Annotated in this window: 7 protein-coding genes; 2 read left to right on the top strand and 5 right to left on the bottom strand. The window is 65.5% G+C overall.

Annotated features, from left to right (window positions below; all coding sequences use genetic code 11):
• Window positions 1-115: 115 nt before the first annotated feature.
• On the bottom strand, window positions 116-499 hold the full coding sequence (locus CGX12_RS19870; RefSeq protein WP_094040014.1) for a hypothetical protein: 384 nt from the start codon (window positions 497-499) through the stop codon (window positions 116-118).
• 131 nt (window positions 500-630) lie between these two features.
• On the opposite strand from CGX12_RS19870, the gene CGX12_RS11430 reads away from it, so the two are divergent.
• The gene (locus CGX12_RS11430) at window positions 631-1,191 is read left to right on the top strand and encodes a macro domain-containing protein (protein WP_094040013.1); all 561 of its coding nucleotides are present in this window, start codon (window positions 631-633) and stop codon (window positions 1,189-1,191) included.
• Window positions 1,192-1,365: 174 nt separating this feature from the next.
• Window positions 1,366-3,093 carry a potassium/proton antiporter gene (locus CGX12_RS11425; RefSeq protein ID WP_094040012.1) on the top strand — a complete coding sequence of 576 codons (1,728 nt, stop codon included), beginning with the start codon at window positions 1,366-1,368 and terminating at the stop codon, window positions 3,091-3,093.
• A gap of 240 nt (window positions 3,094-3,333) precedes the next feature.
• On the opposite strand, the gene CGX12_RS11420 is transcribed toward CGX12_RS11425, so the two are convergent.
• The 4 genes from CGX12_RS11420 to CGX12_RS11405 all read right to left on the bottom strand — a co-directional run bounded on the left by CGX12_RS11420 (window position 3,334) and on the right by CGX12_RS11405 (window position 6,375).
• The gene (locus tag CGX12_RS11420) at window positions 3,334-3,684 is read right to left on the bottom strand and encodes a rhodanese-like domain-containing protein (RefSeq protein ID WP_094040011.1); all 351 of its coding nucleotides are present in this window, start codon (window positions 3,682-3,684) and stop codon (window positions 3,334-3,336) included.
• Window positions 3,685-3,820: 136 nt separating this feature from the next.
• The gene (locus tag CGX12_RS11415) at window positions 3,821-4,270 is read right to left on the bottom strand and encodes a YtoQ family protein (protein ID WP_094040010.1); all 450 of its coding nucleotides are present in this window, start codon (window positions 4,268-4,270) and stop codon (window positions 3,821-3,823) included.
• 83 nt (window positions 4,271-4,353) lie between these two features.
• Window positions 4,354-5,430, bottom strand: coding sequence for a PQQ-dependent sugar dehydrogenase (locus tag CGX12_RS11410; RefSeq protein ID WP_094040009.1), 1,077 nt, complete (start codon window positions 5,428-5,430; stop codon window positions 4,354-4,356).
• Between the two features lie 60 nt (window positions 5,431-5,490).
• Entirely contained in the window at window positions 5,491-6,375 is an 885-nt protein-coding gene (locus CGX12_RS11405) for a transglutaminase family protein (RefSeq protein WP_094040008.1), read from the bottom strand.
• Window positions 6,376-6,383: the final 8 nt, after the last annotated feature.

Below are 6,383 nucleotides of genomic sequence, written 5' to 3'. Positions count from 1 at the left end.
TCGCGTGCACCGGGGGCGCCCAGGCGCCGGATTCCGGCAGCGGCCGCAGCCAGGCGCCCTGGGCGGCGGCGGCGGCCGCCAGCCTGGGAATGTCGGTTGCGGGGAGGGCGCGCGGCTAGAAGGGATGACGGCAACTGTGCCGTCGGGGGATGGCCTCGGCCAGGGCGGCCTGGTCCGCGGGTACGTCGGCGCCGGGGACCAGGGCCACCCGGGCCAGCCAGCCGGGATCAGCGGCCTCGGGCAACAGGGTGGTGTGGGTGCCGAGTTCCCGCCGGGCGGCGGCGATGCGCAGGTTCATCAGCGCGCAGCCGCAGCTGATGGTCAGCTCCCGGTCGTCGGGATCGTTTACCGGCAGGGCACGTCGGCGGTCCGCCAGCAGATCGATGGCCGAGGCCGACAGGCGGAACCGCCAGGGCTGGGTATTGTGGCTGGAGGGCGCGAGTATCGCCTGGCCAAGCAGATCCTGGGCGAGCGCATTCGAGAGGTGGACGCTGGGCATGGGGGGCTCCGTGGGGCAGGGGGCACGACATCCGGCTCACTCAAGTGTAGATGCTCGTGTTCAGGGCGGACATCGCCAAGCGGCGGCACAGGCGTTACGCTGTGTAGAGACTCACCGCAAGGAGCCAGACCATGAAGATAAGGATAGGGGAGCTGACCATGGAATGCGTGCGCGGCGACATCGCCGCCCAGCCGGACATGGACGCCATCGTCAACGCCGCCAATGCCGCCCTGCTGCCGGGGGGCGGGGTGGCCGGCGCCATTCACCGGGCGGCGGGACCGGGGCTGGCCCGGGAATGCCGGCCGCTGGCGCCCATCCGTCCCGGCCAGGCGGTGATCACCGGGGCCCACCGGCTGCCCAACCGCCATGTGATCCACTGCCTGGGACCGGTGTACGGGGTGGATATCCCCTCCGACGAGCTGCTGGCGGCCTGCTACCGCAACGCCCTGCGGCTGGCCGAGCGCCAGGGCCTGGGCTCGGTGGCTTTTCCGTCCATTTCCACCGGCATCTTCGGGTATCCCGTGGCGGAGGCGGCGGACATCGCCTTCAACACCCTGCTGGCCGAAAGAACGTCACTGAAGACGGTGCGCCATCTGCGTTTTGTGCTGTTCGGCGAGGCGGATCTGCAATTGCACCGGCAGGCCCTGCGCCAGGCGGTCGCACAGACCGGAGAGCACTATGAGGTGGAATAACAGGGATAACAGCGCTGGTGCCGGTGTGCCGCAAGCCAGACTGAACGGCGCGGCGGAGGAGGGTATTGCATGATATGAATAGATATTTTCTATTTTTAATTAAAAATTCACTTTTATCGAAAGGTGGCGAATGTGATATAACTATGCCATCTAAACCCTGTCGGAATAACCTGATTGAATAATATAGAGCACCTGTTTTTGCTGTCCGGGGTTTTGTTGTGTTTGAGCGTGCTGGCCACCTTGCTGTCGGTGCGTTCGGGTATCCCCATACTGCTTATCTTTTTGTGTATCGGCATGCTGGCCGGCGAAAGCGGGCCCGGCGGTATCGAGTTTGAGAGCTATACCCTGGCTTACGGCATCGGCAACCTGGCCCTGGCCATCATACTGCTGGACGGCGGCATGCGCACCCGGATGGAAACCTTCCGGGTGGGCCTGCGCCCGGCCCTCAGCCTGGCCACCCTGGGGGTGGTGATCACCAGCGGCATCACCGGCCTTATCGCCGTCTACATCCTCGACCTGAGCTGGCTGCACGGCCTGCTGCTGGGTGCCATCGTCGGCTCCACCGATGCGGCGGCGGTATTCTCGCTGCTGAGCGGCAAGGGCATGCACCTCAACCAGCGGGTGGGAGCCTCGCTCGAAATCGAGTCGGGCACCAACGATCCCATGGCCATCTTCCTTACCCTGACCCTGATTGCATTGATCACCGGCGAGATGGACGGCGCCGGTGATGCCCTGCTGTTCCTGATCACCCAGTTCGGGGTGGGCTCGGTGGCGGGCCTCTTGGGCGGCCTTGTGCTGGTACAGTTGATCAAGCGGGTGGAGCTGGCCTCCGGCCTTTATCCCATCCTGGTGACCGGCTTCGGCCTGGTGCTGTTCGCCGTGACGGCGGTGCTGTCGGGCAGCGGTTTCCTGGCGGTATACCTGGCCGGCCTGGTGCTGGGCAATGCCCGCCTGCGCCATATGGAGGCGATATTGCCGGTGTACGACGGCCTGGCCTGGCTCAGCCAGATCGGCCTCTTCCTGGTACTGGGCCTGCTGATCTCGCCTTCCGCCATGTGGGAGATGGCCATTCCCGCCACCCTGATCGCACTGGCGCTGATTTTTATCGCCCGGCCGCTGGCGGTGCTGGCGGCACTGGTGCCCTTCTTTCGCTTCAACCTCCGCGAGCTGGGCTTTATCTCCTGGGTGGGACTGCGCGGGGCTGTGCCCATCGTGCTGGCCATCTTTCCGCTGATGGCGGGCATTCCCGAAGGATCCATGCTGTTTAACGTGGCCTTCTTCGTGGTGCTGATCTCATTGCTGGTACAGGGCTCGACCCTGCCACAGGTGGCCCGCTTGCTGGATGTGGAGGTGCCGCCCGAGCCGGCGCCCAGGCGCCGCTCCATGCTGGGCATCTTTCCGGAGGACGACTTCGAGCTGTTCCTCTACCAGGTGGAAAGCGAGTCCATCGACGGCCTGGTGGTTCGCCAGCTGACCTTCCCGCCCCATTGCCGGGTGGCGGCGGTGTTCCGGGGCGAAAACCTGCTGCCGGCCTCGGGCAGCACCAGGTTGGCGCTGAACGACACCCTTTGCGTGATCGGCCGCAGCAACCACCTCAAGACCCTGAACAACATGTTCGGCGGCGATCTGGATGCGGCACGGGAGAAGGCGCGGGCCTTCTTCGGCGACTTTATCCTGGACGCCGAGGCCCGCATGCAGGACGTGGCCCTGATGTACGGGGTGGACGTGGACGACAGCGAGGCCAACCTCACCCTGGGCGAGTTCATGTTCAGGCACAACAGCGGCCACCCTGTGGTGGGCGATCACTTTGTTCGTTACGACATGGTGTGGACGGTGGCGGACGTGGACGGCGACCGGGTGCTCAAGGTGGGCCTGCGCGAGCACGATCATGACAGGCATTGACCGGCACCGATCAGTTTAAAACCTGGGCAGCGCGATGCTTCTTCTATAGGCGCCCGTTTACGTGGCGCAAGCCCGAAAATGGCGGGGAACGTGGAAACCTGGCACCCTTACCCGTCGGTTTGTGCCGGTTCATGCCGGCCCATGCCGGTTCATGCCGGCTAAAGCGGCATCTACAGCGGCATCTGCAGCGGCGGGCTGGTGCGCTACGCGGGGGGCTCCCCAGCCCGGCTGTCGGTGTTTTTACTGTTCGAAGGAAACGGTGTCGAGGTTGAGATCCTGGGTGCTCAGGCCGCCGGCCTTGAGGTTTTCCAGGGCGCCGTGGTCCACCACCTGGCGGTAACCCAGGGTCTGCAGGGCTTCCAGGGCCAGCTGGGAGCGGCGGCCGCTGCGGCAGTAGAGGTTGATGGGGGTGTCTCTGTCGGGATAGCGCTCGGTCACGCCCCGGGCGATCCGGGTATGGGGTATGTGCACGGCGCCCGGCAGGTGTTCCTGCTGGTATTCCTCGGCGCTTCTCACGTCTATCCATACCGGCTCCGTGGCCCAGGCCAGCGGGCTCAGGCACAGCAGCAGTGCTGTCATCCAGTTCTTCATGCGTTACATCCTGCATCGATACAGGCCCAGAGTGTAAAACAGAAAACGCTGAATAACCCGGACCCGATTGGCAAAAACCGACAGAAACCGGCACATACAACAAAAAAGCGCAGATCAGGGCTGCGCTCCCTTGGGATCAGGACAGCAGGTAGGCCAGGATGTCGACCACCTGCTCCGGGTGGCGGCAGGTGGCCTTGGCGGCTTCGTCCACTTCCTTAAGGGCATGATCGTGCTCGGCATCGTGCAGGCTGATGACGGGTTTGCCCAGGGCCACGGCGAAGCCGGCGTCGAAGGCGGCGTTCCACTGCTTGTACTTGGGCCCGAAACGTACCACCACCAGGTCGGCGTTTTTGATGTGGGTGGAGGTGCGGATGCTGTTGATGCCGGAGGCCTTGCGATCGCGCCAGAAGGGGTCTTCCTCGCTGCCCAGGATGTTCACGCCCACCAGGTCGCTGGCGTCGTGATCGGTCACCGCCGAGCTGAACTGCACCGCCAGCCCCCTGGCCTTGGCGCCCTCGACGATGCGCTCGCGCCAGTCGGTGTGGATCTCGCCGGACAGGTAGATGTTCCATGTTTTCTGACTCATATTGCATCCCTTTATTGTTCACAAAAATAATAAAAATAAAGTACAACTTTTAAAGGGTAACGCAATTCAATCGAAAAATCAGCCTATTGTGCCGGCACCAGCTTCAGCAGCTTGCCGTTGGGTTCGTCGGTGAGCAGGTAGATGCCGCCGTCGGCGGCCTGGGTGACGGTACGCAGCCGGGCCTGGCCACGCAGCAGGTGGTGCTCCTGTACCACCTCGTCGCCGTCCAGCTCCAGCCGTACCAGCCGCTGTCCGGCCAGGGCGCCCAGGAACAGCTGGTTCCGCCATTGGGGGAACAGGTCGCCGGTATAGAACATCATGCCGGAAGGGGCGATGGAGGGCACCCAGACCCAGACCGGATCTTCCATACCGGGCAGGGAAGGGGGACCGATGCGGCCGCCGCCGTATTCCTCGCCGAAGGTCGCCAGGGGCCAGCCGTAATTGGCACCTTTCTTGATAATGTTGACCTCGTCACCGCCCCGGGGGCCGTGCTCGTGGGTCCAGAGCACGCCGGTGCCGGGGTGGAGGGCGGCGCCCTGCACATTGCGGTGGCCGTAGCTCCAGATCTCGGGCAGGGCGCCGGCCTGGCCGACGAAGGGGTTGTCGGCGGGTACCCGGCCGTCGTCGTGCAGGCGGAGGATCTTGCCCAGGTGGCTGTCGAGTTGCTGGGCCTGTTTGCGGGAGTGGAAGCGATCGCCGGTGGTGATGAACAGGTAGCCGTCGCGGTCGAACACCAGGCGGGAGCCGAAATGACCGCCCCCCGAGGTCCTGGGGTGCTGCTCGAACAGCACCTCCAGATCCAGCAGCCGGTCTCCTTCGAGCCGGGCCCTTGCCACCGCCGTACCGGCGCCGCCCCGGCCGGGCTGGCTGTAGCTGAAATAGAGCCGGCGGTTGTCGACAAAGTCCGGGTGCAGAGCCAGATCCAGCAGGCCGCCCTGGCCGGTGGCGGCGATGTCCGGCAGGCCGCTTACCTGATGACGGCCGCCATCGGGCGTGAGCCGCAGCAGCCGGCCCCGGCGCTCGCTCACCAGCAGGTCGCCGCCGGGCAGCTCCGCCAGGCCCCAGGGGTGGTGCAGGCCCCCGGCCAGGGTTTCCACCCGGTGGTCCTGGGCAAAGAGGGCGGTGCTGAGCAACAGCAGCAGGCCGGCAAACAGGCGCATAAGTCTCTCCGTGCAGAATCAAGGTATTGATTCTGTTCACTATAGTGCCTTATGGCCGGTTCAGACAGCTTCCCCTTCCGCCAGTGGTATCACGTCCACCGCCACCGTCAGCCGGTCGTTGCCGCCGCCGCTCATCACCCCCTTGAGCGGGGTCACGTCGGAAAAATCCCGCCCCCATCCGAGGATGATATAGCGCTCGTCGGGCAGGCAGCCGTTGGTGGGATCTATCTCCAGCCAGCCCCAGCCGGGAATGAACACCGCCAGCCAGGCGTGGGTGGCGTCGGCCCCCTGCAGCTTGGGCTGGCCCGGGGGCGGCAGGGTTTCCATGTAGCCGCTCACGTAGCGTGCCGCCAGCCCCAGCGAGCGCAGGCAGCCGATGGCCAGGTGGGCGAAGTCCTGGCACACCCCGCGCCGGCTGGCGAGCACGTCGAGGAGAGGGGTGGCGATGGTGGTGTGTTCCGGATCGTAGGTGAACTCGGTGAAGATCTGCTGGTTGAGGGCGTACACCGCCTCCACCAGGGCGCGCCCCGGGGTGAAGCTGGCCCGGGCGTAGTCCGCCAGGGCCTGGTCCGCGCCGACGAAGTCGGAGTCGAGCATGAACAGCCGCGCCTCCAGGCAGTCGGTGCCCTGGCGCAGGCAGGTCGCCGCCTGCTCCCAGGGCTGGTGGTGGCCGGGCTCGGGGAGGGGGCGGGCGGACACCGTCACCAGGCTGGTGGTGGTCACCTCCAGGCTGCCGTGCAGCTCCTGGATGGAAAAATACGCCACCCGGTTGCCGAAAAAGTCCCGCCGTTCCCGCAACCGCATCGGCTGGGGATGGATCGCCAGCTCGGTCTTACCGACCCGCTGCCAGGGCAGTTCCCGGGGCAGCAGGCGGGCTTCATTGTGGCTCAGGGCCACCTCGGCGGAGTAGTCGTAGCGGGTGCTATGGTGCAGTCGGTAGTGCATGGGCGGCT

The organism is Zobellella denitrificans (assembly GCF_002237365.1).
In the GTDB taxonomy this organism is placed as follows: Bacteria; Pseudomonadota; Gammaproteobacteria; order Enterobacterales; family Aeromonadaceae; genus Oceanimonas; species Oceanimonas denitrificans.
Note: the sequence above shows the minus strand (reverse complement) of the source record. Positions and strands in the feature narration are given on the sequence as shown.